This is a genomic window from Desulfovibrio faecalis (genome assembly GCF_053570625.1).
Genome location: NZ_JBRBQR010000001.1, coordinates 2,851,717 through 2,871,659, shown reverse-complemented (window position 1 = coordinate 2,871,659; position 19,943 = coordinate 2,851,717). Strand labels below are relative to the sequence as shown.

Here is a 19,943-nt window from a genome sequence, read left to right as displayed (position 1 = left end):
GCGGCTTGGGCTTTGTCTGCCATGCTGCGCCGTAAGCCATGACTGCGGAGGGTTTGTCTGCGCTTAGTGAAGCTGCGCTTGCAGCAGCCATTGGGGGTGCTGCGTAAAAAATTCCGAAAGCAGGTACAGCGAACCTGTCATGAGCACCGGGCGGGCCTCGGTGGCGGCGGGCAGGGCGCGTGCCAGTTCAAGAGCCTTTGCCAATCCCTGTGGGCCTTCGGGCAAGGCCTGCGCCGTGGCCGGGGGCAGGGCGTTGCAGGCGGCGGCTATGTCTTGCGCTGCTGCGGCCCGGTGGTTGCCCAGCGTAACCACAAACATGGGGGCTTCGCCCAGATAGTGCTTGAGCATCTGGGCGGCGGGCAGCCAGTCTTTGTCTGCAAGGCAGGAAAACACCGCTCCGGCGGGTTGCAGGCCTTCGGCGCGCAGGGCCTTGATAAGCGCGGCCATGCCGTGCGGATTGTGGGCGCCGTCAAGCAGCAGCGGAGGATACTGATCTGTACCCGGCACCCGCTGCAAGCGACCCGGCATAAAAGCTTGCGCCAGCCCTTGAGCCTGCGCCGTCGTGTCGTCCGTATTTTTGCCCAGCATGGGGGCAAGCTCGCGCCATGCTGTGAGGGCCAGGCCTGCGTTGGCGCGTTGGTGAGGGCCGCTGAGGCCAAGGCTGGTATCTGCGGCAACCGGGCAAGCCCTGATGAAGGGCGCGTTGTGGCTGCGGGCCTCGCGTTCAAGGATTTTTGCGGCTTCGGGAAACTGCGCGACGCTGCACACGGGCGCGGCGCTACGTATGGCTGCGGCCTTGTCTGTCGCAATGTCGACAAGGGTGGGGCCAAGGATGTCCTTGTGGTCAAGGGCGATGGGCGCATAGCACATGAGGTCGGCGGCAACGGCGGTTGTGGCGTCGTGTTTGCCGCCAAGGCCAGCCTCAAGCACGGCAAGCTCCACGCCCTTGTGCGCAAAACCCAGCAGGGCCAGTACTGTAAGAAATTCAAAGTAGGTCAGATCGGGCGCGGCAGTCATGACCTGATTGGCTGGCTCAACCCAGTCATCCGCAGGCCAGGGGGCACAGGCGGCATCATTGGGCCCGCCAATGCGGATGCGCTCAGTGGGGCTGACAAAGTGCGGCGAGGTGTAGAGGCCCACCCGGCAGCCGTGAGCAAGCGCAAGGGAAGCAAGAAAGGACGATGTTGATCCCTTGCCGTTGGTGCCGAGCACCTGAGCCACCACAAAGGGCGGGCGTGTCAGGTCAAGGGCGGCAAGAGCCCGGCGCATGCGGCCCAGGCCCATATCCATATGAAAAAGCCCCAGGCTGTCCAGATGGCGCTGGATATCTGCGGGAGTGCTGAACGTGTTGCTCATTTCTATATGGTAGCGCAAAGCGCGCTGTCTGTCAGCGGGCGCGCACGTGCAAAACCTGCGCAACCTTTGCCCGTCGTGCGTAAAAAAACGTGCAAGCCGCAATATAAACCCCGTTGCGGAGGCATGTACGCCAGAATGCGCGGGAACGCTTGACGCAGTGGGGCGCTATCACTATATTGGCCGCCACACGGCTGGGCACTGCGCCCTTGCCATGTGCGCCCGTAGCTCAGTTGGATAGAGCAGGAACCTTCTAAGTTCTTGGTCAGGGGTTCGATTCCTCTCGGGCGCGCCAATAAATAAATCAGGATGTTACATGGTTCTTTCATGTGACATCCTTTTTGTTTTTGGGGCAAAAATTTCTGTCTGGTTGCCCGTCAGTCATCCACCTGTCACCCCCCCTGCCTGTTTTACATGATCGCGGGGCGGTTGGCACTGATTGGCGCACGCATTGGCACAACAATTCTGTTTAGCTCGGCCTGCTTCAATCCACTATTCTTCATCCTCAGGTGAACTGCAAGGTGATCAGCGCAACCACAATGTAGCGGGCTGTTTTTGCCACGGCCACAATGGCGATAAATGAGGGAAAGGGTTCGCGCAGAATTCCCGCCACAAGCGTGATGGGGTCGCCCACAATGGGCATCCAGCTCAGAAGCAGCGACCAGCGTCCGTATTTGCCATACCACGCTTCGGCTCTGGCAAGGCTGCTGCGCTTTATGGGAAACCACGAGCGATCCTGATAATGGATGAAGAACCGCCCGAGCAGCCAGTTGGTGGCAGACCCTAGTGTGTTGCCAAGGCTGGCGGCGGCGATCATTGCCCACAGTGGCGCGTAGTCTTTTGCCAGCGCTCCTGCCAGAAAAAGCTCTGACTGCGCAGGAAAGATCGATGCTGCCACAAATGCAGAAATAAATAATCCCCAAAGTACGCTCCCGCTCATTTCCGCATCCTGCTTGCAAGGCTTTATTGAGTGCGCTGCGGCATGGCAGCACCGCACAATATAAAAGTGCCGCGCAGCGCACAAGTAGCATGAATCCTTGCCATGAATAGCTGATGTCTTTTCTCATTCATCATTATTTCTTCTGCCGTTGATAGCGATTCTGATCCCATGCCTCTTTCTTATATGCTGATGCTGGGGGATTGTATTAAATGTTTTAATTGTGCATGTAAAAAATGGCTATTTTATGAGGATTTGATGTGAAGATCTGTCGTTGTTTCATGTTGCACCTTTGCAACATTGTGTTGCAAAAATACAACATTTGGCGATATTTTTGCTGTGTTTTTGCAACAGCATTGACTGAATAAAAAAATTATATAGTGTTTATGGGTTGACTCTAAAGAATTTTAGCGAGCATTCGATACTATGCAGTGATTTGTTGAAAATAAGTTGATGCTCAATAAGGAGAACGTGACGTGGCAATGAGTGCAAAAAATAAAATCCTCCTAAGCGTAGTAGCATTCTTTTCGCTGGTCATCGTCGCGATGGCCTACAGCTCGTATCGGAGTTTCTGTGCCTCGTCATACGACTCTGAGATGGAGCAGCTTGATACCATGTCCCAGGCAGTGGGTAAGGCTGTTTCAGAAAAGATGGACGTATATTTCAATGTGCTTGAGCTGAGCTCGCGCATGCTGACGAATCCTGTGGGCGCATCCCCGGATGAAGTGTATGAATATAAGCGTAATGTTCTTGTACAATTGCTAAAACAGGTAAATCTTGTTGAAGCCTATTATGCTTTTGACAGCGGCGAAACGCATAATAACAAAGGCGTGATCAATAATTTCAACGCCAAGAGCCTTGGCCGCGAGTGGTTTGTGCGCATGTTTAATGGCGAAAAGAGGGTTGTAACAACCCCCTATACTTCGTCTATCGGCGCGACTGTTATGGCTGTGGGCGTGCCTTTGATAGATAACGGCAAGATGGCGGGCACGCTCTGCATCAACCTGGGCCTGACGGACATAACCAATTTTACCAATCATGTTCTTGAGTTCGACAATATTTTTCTGACGCGGGCCGATGGCTACATCATGGCCAACAGGGATGAAAAACGCATTGGCAAAAGCCTGTGGGAAGTTATCCCGGATATGAAAAAATACAGCGGGTTACAGCAGAACGGCCGCATCCAGTTTACCAGCAGAGACAGGGTGTTTGAGGGGAGCCTGTACATTATTCCGGGTCTTGGCTGGAAAGTGTGGACGTACAAACCGCTGGAGGAAATCCAGCGTGACTCCACCGCCAATCTGCACTCCAGTGCCATAACCGCCGTTGTCGCCCTGGTGCTTTCTGCCCTGATGGTGCATTTTCTGGTATCCATGCTGATCTTCAAGCCGCTGGGCAAGGGTGTTGTTTTTGCCGCAGCGGTTGCCGAGGGTAATCTTGATGAAACCCTCGATATCAAGAGCAAAGACGAAGTGGGGACGCTTGCCGATGCCCTGCGCAACATGGTTGCGCGGCTGAAAGATATGATCCGCACGACAGAAGAAAAGGAACGGCACGCCCTCTCCGAAGCCGAGCGTGCGCAAAAAGCGGTTGCCGAGGCGGAGGAAGCCCGCAAAGAAGCAGAGCTGGCCACCCAGCGCGGTATTTTGCAAGCTGCCGGCCAGATTGAAGGCGTTGTTGCGCGCATTGCCTCCAGCACGGAAGAGCTGGCGGCACAGTCCGAGCAGATATCCCATGCTGCGGAAATCCAGCGGCAACGCATGACGGACACCTCTGCCGGTATGGAGCAGATGTCCGCCTCCATTGTTGAGGTGGCGCGCAACTCCGGTCAGGCTGCTTCCAATGCTGTCAAAACGCAGCAGGAGGCAGGGCAGGGCGCGACTCTGGTTCGGCAGGTCATTAACTCGGTAAATCATGTGCATGAACAGACGCAGGCCATGAAGGTTGACCTGACAGCCCTTGGCAAACAGGCCGACAGCATTGGCGCTATCATGGACGTCATCAACGATATCGCTGACCAGACCAACCTGTTGGCGCTCAATGCAGCCATTGAGGCGGCGCGGGCTGGCGAAGCTGGCCGTGGTTTTGCCGTGGTGGCAGATGAAGTGCGCAAACTGGCAGAAAAGACCATAGGTGCCACCAAACAGGTGGGCGAGAATATCTCCGGTATGCAAACCGCCGCCAGGCAGAGCATCTCTTCCATGGACAAGGCCAGCCTTGTGGTGGAGGAAACAACCTCCCTGTCGCACAAATCCGGCGAAGTTTTGGATGCCATTCTGGTGCTTGCCAAAGAAAATGCCGATCAGGCGCAATCCATAGCAACAGCGGCAGAAGAACAGTCTTCCGCGTCGGAAGAAATCAGCCGCAGTCTTGATGAGGTTTCCCGTCTGACCACAGAGACCACACGCGGGCAGGCGGAATCCGCAACAGCTATTCAGCAGCTTGCTGAAATGGCTGGAGACCTCAACAGTATCGTGGATAAGCTGAAAAAGTCCTAGACAACGTCATTGTTAAGAATAGGCCGGGGTGGAAGCACTCCGGCTTTTTTTTTATATGACGCGACCCGCTGCGCGTTAATTCCAGTCCTGCCCATTATGATAAAACTGCTCGCCATTTTTTGCACAGCAAGGCAGATAGTGCCGCTGCTGATACTCCGCAAAAGCATAAAAAATCCGCGCTGATCAAGAAAAAATCGCAAATATCTAACCATATGAAAATAATAACTTTCACAATCTAATTGCGAAATGGAATTAGTAATGCAAAAAAATATCACATGCAAATTGTTGTTTTGTAATGATAAATTTTAAGAATAAAACAAAACAAGGGGCAGTTATACCACTTGTGAAATTAGTGGGATTATATTGACATAAACGGCATAAAGAAATAAGTACAAGGCCGTACCAATGGACTCTTGTATAATAGCATCTAGACCAGAGGATTATATGAACACATTTGAAAAGCTTAGTGAAACGTTGATGCGTGAGCTGCGCCTCATTCATGCACCCGTTGCAATCAAATATTTCTACGACCAGAAAGAGCTTGATTCCTTCAAGGAAACTCAGCCCCACTATTCTCCCATGAAGCCGCTGACCTTCTGCCAGAGCGAAGTCGGCGCGCGCATGGAAGGTATTACAGTCATTGTTGAACGCGACAAGATGGGCTGTACCAATGCTAGTTTTGTGTTCGGCTGGAAAGAACTGGACGAACCCGAAATCAAAAGCCACCTCAAGTACTGCGCCGATGCCGACCATGCCCGCAAGGTGCTTGAAGCCAAGCCGCATGTTCCGGCCAATCTGCTGGCCATAGCCGTGAGCCCGCTTGCGGCAGCTACCACCCAGCCCGATGTGGTGCACTTTGTGTGCGATACAATGCAGGCCTACCACATCATTGGCGATTGGATGGCTACCCAGCGCATCGACAATTTCCACCCGTCCATGAGCGTCAACTCTGCCGTCTGCTCCGGCAATGTCTACACGCTGAACACCAAGCAGGCGAACCTGTACCTCGCTTGCAGCGGCAGCTACAATTCCGGCAAGACGGAACGGGGCGAAATCAACGTATCCATCCCCGGCGAGCACATGGAAGCTCTGGTGCAGCGCCTTGAAGACCGCGTCACCAACAAGGGCGGCGCGTCCATCACCCGCCTTGGCGAACCCTTCCCCGGCGCAGCCGTTTGCAAAAACTGCCCCCTCATTGTTTTCAAGAAAGAACGCGACGCCTAAAAAGGCTCTCGCACAGAGGTATACAACAACAGCCGGGCTGCCTTGCGCAGCCCGGCTGTTGTACTATGAGCACGGGGCAAGTTTGCCCACTGAACATAAAGATCCTATACAATCGCAGTCGTATCCTTACCAAAGGGCAAATATGTTGCGGGCATGTCGTCCTTGAGGTTCACCCCGGTCAATTGCCGCGCAAAGGCCCCCTGCACCAGATAGCACAGTTTGCGCACGCCGTCTTCAATGCTCAGGCCCGCAGGTCGCACATTTGAAATACAGTTCCGCGCTTCATCGGTGCAGCCGGGAAAGGGCGCGTAGGTCAGATAAACTCCCAGAGAGTTGGGCGAACTCAACCCCGGCCGTTCACCAATAAGAATCACCACCAGCCTTGCCTTCATGAGCGAAGCAACCTCGTCCGCCACGGCAACCCGCCCAAACTCCACCAAAGCCACGGGGGTTGCGCTATAGCCGGCATCTGCCGCGCAGGCCAGAAAAAGCCGGGCAAAGAGGGCCGCGTTTTCATGCACAGCGCGGGCCGAAAGCCCATCGCTGATAACAAGGCAAATGTCCGCCCCCTTATTGTCAGCCCTTGCGTACTGGCTTGCGAGCAGCTCGTGCGAGGCTTCTGAAAGTCGCCGCCCCTTGTCGGGCCTTGCCAGAAAATCCTCCTTGCTTGCAGCAGCGCTGGCAAGCTCAACGCAGTGCAACCCTGCACTTTCAATTTCTTCGCGCACGCTTGCCTTGTCAAAAGGCGTCAGTACCGCATCGCGCGCTCTGGCATGCGCCAGACGAAATCGCAGCCATTCCGTCTGCGGCAGGCTGACGCCGCAACGCCCAAGGGCAATACGGGCATCCGTATAGCGTTTCAGATCGGCCCAAGGGTCTTCCAAAACTGTTGCCGCTGATGCTGGCAAATACTCCTGCTTCATGACGTTCATGGCACCATCCTTTGGGACAGTTCAAGTCTGCTTTGCGCGGATTCTGAGAAAACCCGCACCGCAAAAGGCTCTATATGACCTGCCTGACACGCTGCTCAAGCCCGCGCAACGCGCCCGCCGGTGGCAGCAATGCTCCGGCATCGTTGTGAATGCCCATGCTTTCAAGCCACGTTTCAAACTCCGGTGCAGGCCGCTTGCCCAGCAGCTTGCGCAGATAGGCCGCATCGTGGAACGAGGTGGATTGATAATTGAGCATGATGTCGTCCGCACCAGGAATACCCATGATAAAATTGCAACCAGCCGCGCCCAGCAGGGTTAGCAGTGCATCCATGTCGTCCTGATCGGCATCGGCATGGTTGGTGTAACAGATGTCCACCCCCATAGGCAGACCCAGCAGTTTGCCGCAGCAATGGTCTTCCAGCCCCGCACGAATAATCTGCTTGCCATTGAAAAGATACTCCGGCCCAATAAATCCCACCACGGTATTCACCAGTAATGGGCGGAACCTGCGGGCCACAGCGTAAGCGCGGCATTCCAGGGTTTGCTGATCGACCCCGAAATTGGCGTTGGCAGAGAGGGCGCTGCCTTGCCCTGTTTCAAAATACATCACATCCTCGCCCACGGTACCGCGCCCAAGTTCAAGCGTTGCCTGCCACGCTTCTTCCAGCAGGGAAAGGTCTATGCCAAAACTGGCATTGGCCTTTTCTGTTCCTGCTATGGACTGAAAGCACAGATCCAGCGGCACCCCCCTGCGGATAAGCTCCACTGCATTGGTTACGTGGGTCAGCACGCAGCTTTGGGTGGGTATTTCATAGCGCGCAATAAGCTCGTCCAGCAGACACAGGAGCCTTGCGATGTTTTCCAGACTGTCGGAGGCCGGATTGATGCCGATAACCGCATCGCCGGAGCCGTAATACAGCCCGTCAATGGTCGATGCCAGGATTCCCCGCGCATCGTCCGTGGGGTGGTTTGGCTGCAGGCGGACAGAAAAATGCCCCGGCAATCCTATGGTGTTGCGAAAACGCGTTACCACGCTGCACTTGGCTCCCACCAGTATGAGATCCTGCAAACGCATGAGTTTGCTGGCTGCCGCGACCATTTCCGGCGTGATGCCAGCCGTCAGCGCCGCAAGACTTTCTGCATTGGCTGCATCGGTCAGCAACCAGTCTCGGAACTGCCCCACGGTAAAGGAACTTATGGGCGCAAAGGCCGCAGCATCGTGGCTGTCGAGAATAAGGCGCGTGATCTCGTCCTTTTCATAAGGCACCACATCCTCGTTCAAGAAGCGCTTGAGAGGCACATCGGCCAGCACCATCTGGGCGCGCACGCGCTCCTCGTCGTTGGCTGCCGCCACCCCGGCCAGCACGTCGCCCGATCTGAGGGGCGACGCCTTGGCCAGGATTTCGCGCAGGGTGCTGTGGGCATTCATGCTGTCCGCCTCTGCTACAGGAATGTTCTGGGCAGGAACATGGCGATATCAGGGAAGAGCATAACCAGCACCAGCCCCACCAGCATTATTATGACCATTGGCACAATGGAGGCGTAGATGTCGTTCAGCGTGACTCCCTTTGGAGCCATGGCCTTCATCAAAAAGAGGTTGTACCCGAATGGCGGCGTCATGTAGGCGATCTGACAGGTGATGGTGTAGAGCACGCCATACCAGATGGGGTCAAAACCCAGCGCCTTGACCAGCGGAATATACAGCGGGGCCACAATGATCAGCATGGCCGTATCGTCAAGGAACATCCCCATGAAAAGATACGAAAGCTGCATGACGATAAGCACGCCCCAGGGGCTGAGATTCCAGCCGTCAATGAAGAGCTTCTTGATGGCATGCACTGCCCCAAGGCCGTCAAAAACAGAGCTGAAACACAGGGCAGCCATGATAATCCACATGAACATACAGCTCACGCTGAGGGTCTGCACCAGGACAACGCGCATCACCCTGGCCGTGAGCCGCCCCTTGACCAGTGCTGCGATGGTCGCCACCAGAGCGCCCACGGCGGAGCTTTCCACCAGGCTGGTGATGCCGGTCATGAACGCGCCGGTCACAGAAAAAATAATGGCAAGCGGCAGCAGACCAGCCCAGAGGCTCTTCCACTTTTCCGCCGAGGTGATGGATTCGCGTTCTTCCTTGGGCAGCGCGGGGCCCATTGCGGGATTGAGCTTGCAGCGGATGACAATGTAGCCAATGAGTATCACCGCAAACATGAGGGCGGGGCCGATGCCGGCCATCCAGAGGCTGCTGACAGGCTGACGGGCGATCATGCCGTAGAGCACCATAACAACGCTTGGTGGCATCATGATGCCCAGCGAGCTGCCTGCCTGAATAACGCCCGAAACCATGCGCTTGTCATATCCGCGCTTGAGCATTTCCGGCATGGCGATGGTTGCGCCGATGGCCATGCCCGCGACGCTCAGGCCGTTCATGGCGGAAATGGCCACCATCAGAATGACCGTGCCGATGGCAAGGCCGCCGGGCAAAGGCCCCATCCAGACGTGGAACATGCGGTAAAGGTCGTTGGCGATGCCCGATTCCGAGAGCATGTAGACCATGTAGATGAACAGGGGCAGAGTGATCATGGGGAACCACTTCATCAGCGTGATGCTGGCGTTGAACGCCATCTGCGAACCGCCGGTACCCCACAGAAAGAGGGCCGCGATGGCCCCGGTGAAGCCGATGGCCGCAAACACCCGCTGCCCGGTGAGCATGAGCATTCCCATGGATGCGAAGAGCATCAGGGCAATGCCCTCGTGAGAAAGAGTGAACGTAAGATCGAACATGTCCTCGCGTCCTTTACGGCGCTCGCATACGCCGGAGCTGGAAAATGAAAATTGGGGCGTTACCGCGAGCCGCCAAGCGCTTGCGCCGGAGCAAGAACCTGCGGCGAAGCAACCGGATCAGCCACAACACCAACAAGCTGAGGCTCCGCTTCTGGTTCCACATAACCGCTTTCTACAATAAGACGCTCGGGCACTTCCTCGCCAAGCAGCAGGCCGCGTGAGCGCGCCAGCGCCTTGAAAAATTCTGAAAAGGCCTGCAACAGCGTAAGAAAAATGCCAATGCCCATGATGATCTTGATGGGGGCCAGAGCAGGAGCCCAGGCAGAATTGTTATGCTGGTCAAACTCTATGGAATACCATGTGCTTGAAACACAGCCGTAGAACAGGAGGGCAAGGTATGCGACCAGAAAAACAGACGTGAGCACGTCCATCTTTGCCTGTTTTCTCCACTTCCAGCGGCCATAGAACACATCCATACGCACGTGCGAATTGGTAAGCAGGGCAAAACCGCCACCAAGGATGTAGTAGGCCACCATGGTGAACTGGGCCATTTCCACGCCCCAGATCACCGGAGCATCAAAACAGTAGCGGGATATGGCCGAGTAGAGCAAAATGCCCATCATGACGAACACAAGATAAAGAACCCCCCGCCCCACCAGGCGGTTAACCGCATCCACATACCTGACAAACAGCTTGATCCAGTTTGGCATGACGCTCTCCTCCCAAACCTTTATTCCGCAAATTTCCTGCCGCTTGATTTAACTGGGGGCAGGCTTTGATGCGCCGCCGCCGAAGGATTCGGACGACGGCACATCGGGCAGACGGAAGGTTCTGCCCCCAGAGGGTTTGCAATCAATAACGGTACGGGCGGCCCGCAACAGCCATTTCGGCATTGTACTTTTTGAGGATATCCACAACCTTGGCACAGCGCGGGCTTTTCTTGGCTGTTTCGTCCCAGAACTTGTGGGCGGCCTCTTCAACAGTGCCCCATTCAGCATCGGGAATGGAGGTCAGTTCCATCTTGCCGCCGGTGGCGCGGTAGTGAGCTTCGCCCCACCAGTACCAGTGCTGGCGAAAATAGTTGGAGCTGTCGCAGGTGAGCTTAAACAGAGTTTTAAGGTGTTCCGGCACTTCAGCCCACTTTTTGCTGTTGGCAAAGTACGAACCGATCCACGCGCCGCAGATGTTGTTGGTGAGGTAATACTTGCACTGCTCTGCCCAGCCGGAGGTGTAGTCTTCTGTAATGCCCGACCAGCACACGCCGTCCAGCTCGCCGGTTTGCAGGGCCACCTGAATGTCTTCCCATGGCAGGGTAACAGGCACCACGCCAAACTGGCTCATGAACTTGCCGCCCGTGGGGAAGGAGAACACGCGCTTGCCTTTCAGGTCGGCAAGGCTGCGGATAGGCTTGGTGGTGGCAAAGTTGCAGGGATCCCAGGAGCCTGCGCCAAGCCATTCAACGCCCTTGATCTCGCCGTAGGCTTCTTTCCAGATGTCGTTCAGGCCCCAGTGTTCAAAAAGAGCGGGCACATCGAGCGAATAGCGGGTGGCAAAGGGAAAATACGCGCCAAAGATGGCCACATCGGCAGGGGAAGACATGGAGTCTTCGTCGCACTGCACGGCGTCAATGGTGCCGTTCTGCACAGCGCGGAAAAGCTCACTGGTGGGAACCAGCTGGTCGGAGGTGTAAAGTTCGATGACCATTTCGCCATTGGCGGCCTTGTTGAAGGCGTCGATCTGCGGCTTGATGACAAACTCGGCAAGCGCCGCACCCGCGTAGGTCTGCATGCGCCACTTGATGGGAGCCTTGGCGGCCTTTGCCTCAGTGGCCCCCATGATGCCAGTTGTGGCGGCAACCGCCGCCGTGGCGCCCATACCCGCTGTCTTCAAAAATTCACGCCTCTCCATACTTACCTCCTCAAAACAAAAACTGTTTATTCACCGCAAGCGCCTACGCCTCAAAAATGCACTTAACTCAGGCTACTGCCCTAGCCTTGCACTCATGAAATGCCATTAAGCAAATAGCGAGCCAGAGGATGGATGAGCAAAATTATTTTTTATAACATGCTAAAATATAAAATTTTTGTATTTTCATTCAGTATATTTTTATATTCAAAGCAAAGGAGAGCGGCTCATTTTCTGAAACAATTTTGTAATGATTAGCACATTTTTGTTAGTCAACTTTTTACACAAAAACACACTAATACAATTAAACACTAGGGCATCCAGATAAAAAACAGAGGCATGCGGCTTTATTGCCAATACAATTTTGAAAAAGCGCATTGCCTGACGTGTATGGGGCAACTTGCCAAAGGGGGCTGCATTACCCATACTAAGGTGGTTCTGGCCCCTGAAAATATTGAGGAGACAAGCCGCGCGGCCTGACGGGGCTTTGCCGGGCATCCCAGGTCTGGCATCCTTTAGACACGGGCCGTCCAGAATGCCCAAACCCAACAAATTTACCGCGTTCAGCCACTGCAACAGCAAAATACACAAACACACAAAAATGCATATTGCAGACGCAGCAAAAAGCTATATGCTAACCAGAATGTCAGCGTATATCTAACAAGGTTGAAACACATGCTGCGCGAAACCCGCCTGCACCGCATACTTGCCCTCATAGCCGCCAACGGTCATATCAGCACGGAGCGGCTTATCAATGAGCTGGGAATTTCCCGGGAAACAGCCCGCCGGGATATTATCGAGCTGGAAAACCAGGGCGCGGCAAGGCGTGTACATGGCGGCCTTGTGGCGCTGGATTCCTCTACTTCCGAACCCTCACTCAAAGAGCGCAGAACCCGGCTGGAACGGGAAAAGCGCGCCATTGCCCGCGCCACGGTGCTGCAACTGCAACAGGGGCAAACAGTCTTTATGGACGCAGGTACCACAACAACGGCTCTGGCAGAGGAACTCTGCACCATGCCTGGGCTCACCATCGTGACCAACAGCCTGCGCGCCGCCATCATTTTGAGTGAAAGGGACGAAGATAAAAAAAACGACAGCACAGTGGTGCTGGTGGGAGGCCGCATCCTTGCCGGACGGGAGCAGACCTGCGGCGAGGGTGTGATTGAAGAAATTCAGCGCTGGCGGGTAGATATGGCAATTCTTTCGCCCGTGGGGCTGGATGCACACCACGGGGCAAGCAGCTTTTTGCCGGAAGAAGCCGCCGTGGCACGCTGCATGGCGCAACGCGCCAGCAGGCTGTGCATACTCGCTGATCACACAAAGCTTGGCGTTATCAGCCGGATAAACTACGCCTCACCTCGCGAAATTTCCATGCTCATTACCGATGCCGCAGCTTCGGATTTGCCATGTCTGAAGGAGCTGAAAGAAATTTTGCCCAAAGTCATTCTGGCCTGAACATCTGTTTTTACCATCCGCCGCACGCCGCAAAACTGTTTTGAAGCAACTGCTTGCGGGGCATGAAAGGCGATGCCGGTTATGATCGCACTGCTCCCCCCTGACAGCAGATGGAACCGACTGGCACGACATCCAACGCAGGGGGGAATATGTCACTCCAGCAAAATGACTCGCTCAGCGATCAGGCCGTGACACAACTGGCACGGCAGGCATTGCAGCAGTACCCCCCGGAAATGCAGGGAAGCCTGCACCTGCTCTGCCGTTCAGAAAACGCCACATTTCTTGTCCAGACCAGCAACAGCCGTTACGCCCTGCGTGTGCACCGCGAAAATTATCACTCGCACATCAATATAATGGGCGAGCTGATGTGGCTGGATGCCTTGCAGCAAGATACTGGCATGGTCACGCCAAAAGCCTTGCCGACCATCAAGGGCGAAAGGGTGCTGACTATGCGCCTTCCAGACGGATCACACAGAAATATCGTTCTTTTTCAGTGGATTGACGGCGAAATGCCAACAGTGCAGCTAGACCCACGCGCCTTTCGGCAGCTTGGCGAAGTGGCGGGGCGCCTCCACCAGCATAGCCGGCAATGGCAAAAACCGGCAGGCTTCCAGCGCATCGTCTGGAACCACGAAAGTATGGTTGGCCCGTGCGCCCATTGGGGGGACTGGCGGGCAAGCCCCGGCCTGCCACGCGAGGACGCCCTGCTTCTGGAGGCGGCCGTGAACTGTATTGGGGGAAAACTGCGCGCCTACGGCCAGACCGCCCGGCGTTATGGCCTGATTCACGCTGACCTGCGCTTGACCAATCTGCTGCTGCACAAGGCCGGTACGCGCGTCATTGATTTTGACGATTGCGGCATGGGCTGGTTTGTTCACGACATTGCTGCGGCCATGAGCTTTGAGGAACACTGCCCGCTGGCCCCCCTCTGGCTGGAAAACTGGCTTCAGGGATATGAGCTGGTCAGTCATCTGGATGCTCAGGATGAAGCCATGATCCCGCATATGGTCATGCAGCGGCGTATCCAGATGACAGCATGGATGGCCACCCACGCCAATACCGAGATCGCCCGCAACCTCGGCGCACACTGGCTTGAACACACGGTGCGCCTTTGCAGGCGCTACCTTGAGGGAAGCATGCCCTTGGGCGCTGTATGAGCTGGCGCGGGAACATTGTATTTTGGCAGACAGCAAGCAAGCCCCTCTACCTTAAGGTAGAGGGGCTTGCTTTATACTGATGACAAATCCCGCCTCGCGGGTGTTGCATCGGCTAGATAAAGAACAGCCAGGTCAACAGTCCAAACAGGGGTACCAGAATGCCTACCGACCATGCCATGTAGCCAAAGAAGCTGGGCATAGGCACGCCGTCGCTTTCCGCAATGGAGCGCACCATGAAGTTGGGCGCGTTGCCAATGTAGCTGTTGGCGCCCATAAAAACGGCACCCGCAGATATGGCGGCCAGGGTGGCGGGCATATCGTGCATAAGGTGCTGCGCATCGCCGCCTGCAGTGTTGAAAAACACAAGATAGGTCGGCGCATTATCCAGAAAACTGGAGAGAATGCCCGTAAGCCAGAAATACATGGAATTAACCGGCTGCCCATCGTGCGAAACAAGGTGAATCAGGGGAGCAAGCGCACCATCAGCTCCTGCGCGCAAAATGGCAATGGCGGGAACCATGCTGATAAAAATGCCAAAGAACAGCTTGGCAACTTCTTCAATGGGGGCCCAGGAAAAGCCGTTGAGTTCCCGGCAGCGCCGACTCGTAAACTTGAGCGAAAGCCCGGCCAGGCACAGCAGCATCACATCGCGCAGCAGGTTCTGTCCTTCAACCGACACGCCGAAGACCGAAACCAGTTCGCCCAGAGGGTAGAGGCCGGAAAGCAACACGGCCACAACAACGCCCAGAAGAAACAGCAGGTTGATCTTGCCGTCAAGGCCGAGCTTTTCTTCTGCCGCGCCAGCTTGCGCTTCAGGCTTGGGGCTGCCTTCTTTCTTGAACAGCACGGTATCAAGGACAAAAAATATACCCAGCAAAATTGTGGCAATGAGGCTTGTTTTCATAAGCAGGTTGGTTGTGGTCCAGAAGAAATCCACTCCCTTCAGAAAACCCAGAAACAGCGGCGGATCGCCCAGAGGCGTAAGCGAGCCGCCAATATTGGCCACAAGAAAAATAAAAAAGACAACAGAATGAACACGGTATTTACGGTGCGCGTTTGCCCGAAGCAAGGGGCGGATAAGCAGCATGGCCGCGCCGGTTGTTCCCATCCAGCTGGCCAGCACAGTGCCCACTGCCAGCAGCCCGGTATTGATCGCGGGTGTCCCAACCAGCGAACCGGTAAGCCGCACACCGCCTGCGATGGTAAAGAGCGTGAACAGCAGCACCAGAAAAGGAACATAATCCAGAAGGATAATGTGCAAAAACTCGTAGAGGGCCACATTGAACCCATAAACCAGAAGACAGGGCGTCAGAAAGGCCAGCCCCCAGAAGGCCGCGATTTTACCAAAGTGTTTTTCCCAAAAATGGGGCAATGCCAAAGGCATTATGGCAATCGAAAGCAACATGCACACAAAGGGGATTGCCCAAAGGACTGAGAGCTGCGCACCAGGGATATTGGGATGTCCCTCCCCTGCGAGAACGACACCGGGCACAAGAAGCGCGGCGCACAGGGCGCCAAGCACCGTTAGAAATCTTGCCATATGCACTCCTGAGAATATAAGCATTACATGCCATAGGATATTGGGAGACTCTATACCAAACCTCAAAAAAAAATACAATCAATACATGTACACAATGCCAATTACAATTATAAATCACAGCAACACAATGGCAATTGTCGTATTATTACATCTTAAAAAGCGATATGTGTTGTAATTATGCACCGTAGTTCAAAGCATAAAGGCGGCCTGTCGCGCTAATGCAACAGACCGCCTTTATGCTTATATTTATGAATAAAGTAGTAATTTTGCCTATTCCTGACGCATTTCATTAATCAGCAGCCCGAGATCCTGCGACTGACGCGCCAGTTCTGCCACTGCGCTTGCGGCCTCGGCCATGGCGGTGGCGGTCTGCTTGGCCATTTCGTTCACGTGCTCGATCGACAGATTGATTTCGTCACTGGCGGCAGACTGCTCCTCGCTGGCAGTGGCAATGGCATTGACCTGATCTGCCATACCCAAAACAGTTTCCAGTATTTCATTGAGAGCCTGCCCGGACTGGCTGGCGTATCCCGTTGCCTGGTTAACCTGCTCAAGAGCATTATCCGTGGAGGCCATGCTCTTTGAAGTGCTCTCCTGTATGGCATTTATGGCATTGCCCACATCATGGGTCGAGGCCATGGTTTTTTCTGCCAGTTTACGCACCTCGTCGGCGACCACGGCAAATCCCCGCCCGGCATCACCCGCACGGGCGGCTTCAATGGCGGCATTGAGCGCCAGAAGGTTTGTCTGGTCCGCAATATCTGAAATGACGCCCATAATCTGGCTGATGGCCTGGGCGTGCGTGTTCAGTTGCAGCATATCCTGCTTGAGTTCCTGCGATACTGTCTGCACCTGACCGATACTGACAAGCGATTTTTGCACAATGTCGGCCCCGGCTTCGGCTTTGTCCTTTGTATCGGTGGATGCCACAGATGCCTGGCCGGCATTGCGGGCCACTTCCTGCACTGTGGCGTTCATCTGGTTCATGGCCGTGGCAGCTTCCGCAAGCCTTTGCGCAGCATGCCCGGCCCCCTTGCCTGCCTGTTCGATCTGGGCAGAAAGCTGCGTGGAAGCCGAGCTGACAATCTGTACGACCTTTTCAAGCTTGCCTGCGGCACGCACCATTGCTTCCGTTTTATGCTGCGCCTCATCCTTTGCCGCATTGGCGCTATCCATGGCTTCGTGCGCCTGACGCGATTGTTCTCTGGCGTTTTCTGATTCGCTTCTGGCCTTTTCGATATGGCCTTTCAAGGCTTCCACCATGGCGATGATTGAGCCATACACGCCAATTCTGGCATGGCCATCGTCAATATTAAAATCCCCGTCCACCACACGCTGAGCGACCACCAGCAATTCCCCAGGGTCTCTGCCAAGCTGTCGGTTTGTTTCGCGCGCAATTAGAACGGCCGATGCAGCAGCAAGCACAATGGCAAAAAGGGTCAGGCCGATGCCCATGGCGTTGCTTGTGGCGTACAGGCTGTCCCCTTTAAGGCCACGCGCGTGGGCGTTGTCGTGCGAAACCTTCACCAGGAGTTCAATGGAAGCGGTCATAGCTTCGTAATCAGCATGCGACTTGCCCGTAAGCAGGGCCAGGGCCTCATCTACCTTGCCGTTTTGCCGCAGGAGCAACACTTCTTTGGAAGTATCCAAATATTTTTTCAGGCCGCGTTCAATATCCAGCACACATTGCTTGGCATTGCCAGAAATGCAGAGGTCACCAATTTCTTTAATTTCCCGATCAAATGTTTTTCGCACTTCATCAAGTTTTGCTTTGATCGCAGAAGCCTTTTGCGCATCATTTTCAATGAGGTAACGGAATTCCATTATTCTGTATTCTGCAGTGTCAGTATTGATTTCGCCAGCAAGCTCCGACACTGGCACATTGCGATGCGCCAAGACAGAGGTGATGTTGTTGAGTTCCGACATTTGCCAAAGCATATATCCGGCTAATAAAGCCATCAAAACACCCAGCATCCCCATCCCGCAAGAAATTTTTGTTACAAGCTTCATTGCATTCTACTCGGCGCTAAAGTTTAAATACACACGATGGAGATCAAGAGCGTCACACCGACATCGATATAGTCTATCGGCTATATCTCTGCTCGCATTATGCCGCCTTGTGATTTTTTTCAATACTTCTTTGAAAAATAAAAAATAAAAATATCAGCAATATATATTAATACTAAAAAGTACCGCACTGGCAAATGCCAATTTGCCGACTACAACCCTGTAAAATCGATTACCAATTTTAACAGCAACAGACACAACAAATACACGGATAAAAATAAATTTATCTGTTGCTATTCCAGATTAATATGCCATCATATAACATATACTATTATAACATTGTGATAGCAAAGAACACGTTTATACCGCAGGCTTACATATTGTTTAAAAAATTTTCCCAAGCGTTGAGCATGCACTCAATTTTCTATTTTCATTATCTGCTATTAATTAGTGTGCTATTGATTGCCAGTGTTCGCATTATCCATGTCGGCTAACGGCAACACCATAAAGGGTATTTCGCGCTCACGGCCATGATATTGCATGTGAAGGGCACAAAAAATATCCCCCGGCATATGGTCTGCACCTCAAGTAGACAGTTAATAATATCTCCGTGGCGAAGATTAAGCGGCCAGTTTTCCCGGTATTCTATCGGGGAAAGCTGGTCGAGCTTTTGGGGGAGTCGTTCTGTGTTGTAAAAACGTATGTATTCTTCAATCAGAGTGCTGGTTTCCTCTTCGCTCTGAACCGTTTTTCCAAGAAAACTTCAGCCTTCAAATTGGAGAAGAATAGTGCAACACATGCATTATCCAAAGAGTTGGCTTTACGTGAACGTATTCCTTAGGCCATAAAAAAGCCCATCATGTTTTCAAAGTTTAAGCATGATGGGCTTTTTTACTTCGTCTACCTGATGGGGGGCATGTTACTATGCAAGGGGCTACATGGCATAAGCCCGGCTGTTTTGCGCAGCCGGGCTTATGGTTGTGGGCATAATGTGTGAGCGTCTTCTGCGTGGAGGAGGCTTTGTTCCTGGTGGGGATCAGGCCACTGCTTCCACACTCTGGGCAGCGGCGGTAGTTTGGCTCACGCTCTGGTAGGCGCTGTTGGCAATGGCTGACAGAAAACTGCGGGCCATGGCGGTTCGGCTTGTGCTGGTCTGGTCTGTTCCCATCGCTGCGCGTTGTTTTTCAAGTGCGGTTGCAAGCTCGTCAGCAGAAACGGAGCCATCCTGATTCGCGTCCATGGAGTCGAATACAGACTGGCTGAGGCCTGTTTCGTCAACGCTCAGGCCATCGCTGCTGTCGCTGTCCAGGCTCGAAAAAAGCTTGGAAGCCACGTGGGATGATCCTGTCTGACCAGACGAAGCAGACTGCCCCTGCGAGGGAGGCGGCGGGGGCATCTGGCCGTTCATGATGGAAGACAGCAGGGTTTTTGCGTCCATTTCGCCTGAGGAATTCTGTTCGCTGGACTGGTTTTGCGGATTCTGGGAGCCGTTGTTCATGGCTTCGCGCTGTTTTTTCAGCGCTGCCGCCAGTTCATCGGAAGAGACGGAGCCGTCCTGATCGGTGTCCATGGCGTCAAACACGGACTGGCTGAGGCCCGTTTCCTCGGCGCTCAGGCCGCCGCTGCTGTCACTGTCCAGCGAAGAAAAGAGTTTGGACGCAAGGTCGTCACCCTTGCCGCCGCGCCCTGCGCCCTGCATGCCGCCGGGAACCTGCCCGCTCATAATGGCGGAAAGCAGATCCTTGGCAGTGGGCTGAGTCGACGCCGCTGTCTGTGCTGCCTGGCTCTGCCCCATCTGCATGTTGGTGAACATGGCGTTGCGCTGGGTTTCAATGGCTTTTTGCAGTTCTGTCTGCGAAACGGCCCCATCGCCATCGGTATCAAGTTTGTTGTAGAGTTCGCTGCTTAGCCCGGTTTCATCAAGGCTTAACGCTCCGTTCCCGTCAGAATCCAGATCCCCGAAAAGCTTGCTTGCCAGATTGTCCTGCGATTGCGCCTCGCTGGAGCCTTTCATCTGCGCAAGCATCTTCTCCCAATAGGAGGAAGAGGATGATGATAACGCACTGACGCTCATACTGTCTCCCAGTCCTTGCGGACATTGTCGGCAACACCTGCAATCCACTGCGGGCGAAGCCGAATACTGTAAGCGCA

At 54.3% G+C, this 19,943-nt stretch carries 14 protein-coding genes, 1 tRNA gene and 1 pseudogene; 5 read left to right on the top strand and 11 right to left on the bottom strand.

The features are described 5' to 3' along the window. Positions 1-63: 63 nt before the first annotated feature. Entirely contained in the window at positions 64-1,356 is a 1,293-nt protein-coding gene (locus ACUZ79_RS12715; protein WP_449251813.1) for a bifunctional folylpolyglutamate synthase/dihydrofolate synthase, read from the bottom strand. Positions 1,357-1,571: 215 nt separating this feature from the next. On the opposite strand from ACUZ79_RS12715, the gene ACUZ79_RS12710 reads away from it, so the two are divergent. Beyond that, positions 1,572-1,648: transfer RNA gene (locus ACUZ79_RS12710), tRNA-Arg, on the top strand. 210 nt (positions 1,649-1,858) lie between these two features. Here ACUZ79_RS12710 and ACUZ79_RS12705 read toward each other — a convergent pair. Continuing rightward, complete coding sequence (locus tag ACUZ79_RS12705) at positions 1,859-2,293, bottom strand: YqaA family protein (RefSeq protein ID WP_449251812.1); 435 nt, start codon at positions 2,291-2,293, stop codon at positions 1,859-1,861. 593 nt (positions 2,294-2,886) lie between these two features. Between ACUZ79_RS12705 and ACUZ79_RS12700 the strand changes: the two genes are divergently transcribed. After that, complete coding sequence (locus ACUZ79_RS12700) at positions 2,887-4,788, top strand: methyl-accepting chemotaxis protein (RefSeq protein ID WP_449251811.1); 1,902 nt, start codon at positions 2,887-2,889, stop codon at positions 4,786-4,788. A gap of 444 nt (positions 4,789-5,232) precedes the next feature. Next, positions 5,233-6,012, top strand: coding sequence for a DUF169 domain-containing protein (locus ACUZ79_RS12695; RefSeq protein ID WP_227118222.1), 780 nt, complete (start codon positions 5,233-5,235; stop codon positions 6,010-6,012). 104 nt (positions 6,013-6,116) lie between these two features. On the opposite strand, the gene eutC is transcribed toward ACUZ79_RS12695, so the two are convergent. From eutC to ACUZ79_RS12670, 5 genes are all read right to left on the bottom strand, one after another. Next, positions 6,117-6,944, bottom strand: coding sequence for an ethanolamine ammonia-lyase subunit EutC (gene eutC / locus ACUZ79_RS12690; RefSeq protein ID WP_449251810.1), 828 nt, complete (start codon positions 6,942-6,944; stop codon positions 6,117-6,119). Positions 6,945-7,014: 70 nt separating this feature from the next. After that, positions 7,015-8,373, bottom strand: a complete 1,359-nt coding sequence (locus tag ACUZ79_RS12685) for an ethanolamine ammonia-lyase subunit EutB (RefSeq protein ID WP_449251809.1) — start codon at positions 8,371-8,373, stop codon at positions 7,015-7,017. A 14-nt stretch (positions 8,374-8,387) separates the two neighbouring features. Then, entirely contained in the window at positions 8,388-9,728 is a 1,341-nt protein-coding gene (locus ACUZ79_RS12680; RefSeq protein WP_449251808.1) for a TRAP transporter large permease, read from the bottom strand. A gap of 59 nt (positions 9,729-9,787) precedes the next feature. Then, positions 9,788-10,438 carry a TRAP transporter small permease subunit gene (locus ACUZ79_RS12675; protein WP_240825152.1) on the bottom strand — a complete coding sequence of 217 codons (651 nt, stop codon included), beginning with the start codon at positions 10,436-10,438 and terminating at the stop codon, positions 9,788-9,790. A 142-nt stretch (positions 10,439-10,580) separates the two neighbouring features. After that, positions 10,581-11,636, bottom strand: a complete 1,056-nt coding sequence (locus ACUZ79_RS12670; RefSeq protein ID WP_192112831.1) for a TRAP transporter substrate-binding protein — start codon at positions 11,634-11,636, stop codon at positions 10,581-10,583. A 672-nt stretch (positions 11,637-12,308) separates the two neighbouring features. Between ACUZ79_RS12670 and ACUZ79_RS12665 the strand changes: the two genes are divergently transcribed. Continuing rightward, positions 12,309-13,088: a DeoR/GlpR family DNA-binding transcription regulator gene (locus tag ACUZ79_RS12665; protein WP_240825149.1), complete on the top strand. Its 780-nt coding sequence runs from the start codon at positions 12,309-12,311 to the stop codon at positions 13,086-13,088. 149 nt (positions 13,089-13,237) lie between these two features. Next, entirely contained in the window at positions 13,238-14,245 is a 1,008-nt protein-coding gene (locus ACUZ79_RS12660) for a phosphotransferase enzyme family protein (protein WP_449251807.1), read from the top strand. A 112-nt stretch (positions 14,246-14,357) separates the two neighbouring features. On the opposite strand, the gene ACUZ79_RS12655 is transcribed toward ACUZ79_RS12660, so the two are convergent. The 4 genes and pseudogenes from ACUZ79_RS12655 to ACUZ79_RS12640 form a co-directional block, all read right to left on the bottom strand. Further along, positions 14,358-15,785, bottom strand: a complete 1,428-nt coding sequence (locus tag ACUZ79_RS12655) for a sodium:proton antiporter (protein ID WP_449251806.1) — start codon at positions 15,783-15,785, stop codon at positions 14,358-14,360. A gap of 270 nt (positions 15,786-16,055) precedes the next feature. After that, the gene (locus tag ACUZ79_RS12650) at positions 16,056-17,795 is read right to left on the bottom strand and encodes a HAMP domain-containing methyl-accepting chemotaxis protein (protein WP_449251805.1); all 1,740 of its coding nucleotides are present in this window, start codon (positions 17,793-17,795) and stop codon (positions 16,056-16,058) included. 487 nt (positions 17,796-18,282) lie between these two features. Continuing rightward, positions 18,283-18,534, bottom strand: a pseudogene (locus ACUZ79_RS12645) (IS3 family transposase); the annotation flags it as partial. Between the two features lie 294 nt (positions 18,535-18,828). Further along, positions 18,829-19,866 carry an EF-hand domain-containing protein gene (locus tag ACUZ79_RS12640; protein WP_240825145.1) on the bottom strand — a complete coding sequence of 346 codons (1,038 nt, stop codon included), beginning with the start codon at positions 19,864-19,866 and terminating at the stop codon, positions 18,829-18,831. Between the last annotated feature and the right edge of the window lie 77 nt (positions 19,867-19,943).